This is a genomic window from Streptomyces niveiscabiei (assembly GCF_001419795.1).
GTDB classification, from domain to species: Bacteria; Actinomycetota; Actinomycetes; order Streptomycetales; family Streptomycetaceae; genus Streptomyces; species Streptomyces niveiscabiei.
On record NZ_LIRL01001200.1, the window covers coordinates 1 to 1553 of the forward strand.

At 70.3% G+C, this 1553-nt stretch carries 2 protein-coding genes; both read right to left on the reverse strand.

The window, feature by feature from the left end:
* A partial coding sequence (locus AOK24_RS42015) for a NuoI/complex I 23 kDa subunit family protein (RefSeq protein WP_055725139.1) occupies positions 1-525 on the reverse strand: 525 nt, incomplete at its 3' end.
* Positions 525-1493 carry a complex I subunit 1/NuoH family protein gene (locus AOK24_RS42020; RefSeq protein ID WP_055725138.1) on the reverse strand — a complete coding sequence of 323 codons (969 nt, stop codon included), beginning with the start codon at positions 1491-1493 and terminating at the stop codon, positions 525-527. The genes AOK24_RS42015 and AOK24_RS42020, both read right to left, overlap by 1 nt.
* Positions 1494-1553: the final 60 nt, after the last annotated feature.

The window sequence follows — 1553 nt, forward strand, 5'->3', positions numbered from 1 at the left end:
GTCGGTGGCGGTCGGTTTCTCCGCCGCCTTGCGGGCCGCTGCCAGTTCCTTCGGTTCCTCCGCGCCGGGGTCCAGCGGGGGCGGCGCGGGGACCGTCCACATCCACTCGCGGAGTTTGTCCCGCTCGTGGGTGAGGTCGCGGATGTCGGTCTCGGCGTACTCGAACTCGGGGGACCAGAACAGGGCGTCGAAGGGGCAGACCTCGATGCAGATACCGCAGTACATGCAGAGGGAGAAGTCGATGGCGAAACGGTCGAGGACGTTGCGGCTGCGCTCGCGGCCACCGGGCGCGGCGGCGGGGATCGTCTCCTTGTGGGAGTCGATGTAGATGCACCAGTCGGGGCACTCGCGGGCGCAGAGCATGCAGACCGTGCAGTTCTCCTCGAACAGGCCGATGACGCCGCGGGTGCGGGGCGGGAGGTCGGGCTGGACGTCGGGGTACTGCTCGGTGACGGACCGGCGGGTCATCGTGCGGAGGGTGACGGCCAGCCCTTTGGCCAGGCCGGAGCCGGGGATCGGAGGCACTAGGAGATCACCACCTTGACGACGCCGGTGACGGCGATCTGGGCGAGGGACAGGGGGACGAGGAGGGTCCAGGAGAGCTTCTGGAGCTGGTCCTCGCGCAGGCGGGGATAGGTGACGCGCAGCCAGATCACGACGAAGGCGAGGAGGGCGGTTTTCAGGAGGGTCCACACCCAGCCGAGGCCGTCGGCGCCCCAGGGGCCGTGCCAGCCGCCCAGGAAGAGGACGGTGGTGAGGCCGCACAGGACGACGATGCCGGCGTACTCGGCGAGCAGGAAGAGGGCGAAGCGCAGGCCGGTGTACTCGGTGTAGGCGCCGAAGATGATCTCCGAGTCGGCGACGGGCATGTCGAAGGGCGGGCGCTGGAGTTCGGCGAGGCCGGCGATGAAGAAGACGATCGCGCCGACGAGTTGCCAGGGCAGCCACCACCACTCGAAGGCGTCGAGGATGCCGGGCAGGGAGACCGTGCCGGCCGCCATGGCGACGGAGGCGGCGGCGAGGAGCATCGGGAGTTCGTAGGCGAGGAGTTGGGCGGCGGTGCGCAGGCCGCCGAGGAGGGAGAACTTGTTGGCGCTGGCCCAGCCGGCCATGAGGGAGCCGAGGACGCCGACGCCCATCACGGCCAGGACGAAGAAGATCCCGGCGTCCAGGACCTGGCCGACCGCGCCCTCGCCGGGGCCGATCGGGATCGCGAGCAGGACGAGGAGGTACGGGAGCAGGGCCACGGCCGGGGCGAGCTGGAAGACACGGCGGTCCGCGCCCGCCGGGACGACGTCCTCCTTCTGCGCGAACTTGACTCCGTCGGCCACCAGTTGGGCCCAGCCGTGGAAGCCGCCCGCGTACATGGGGCCCAGGCGGCCCTGCATGTGAGCCATGACCTTGTGTTCCGTCTGGCCCACGAGGAGGGGGAAGGTGAGGAACACGACGAAGACGATCAGCAGGCGCAGGGTGACGTCGAGCGCGTCGTTCACTGCGGGCCTCCTGAGGGGGTGTCGTCGTCTTTGCCGGAGGGCTGGGGCGGTTCGGGTGCC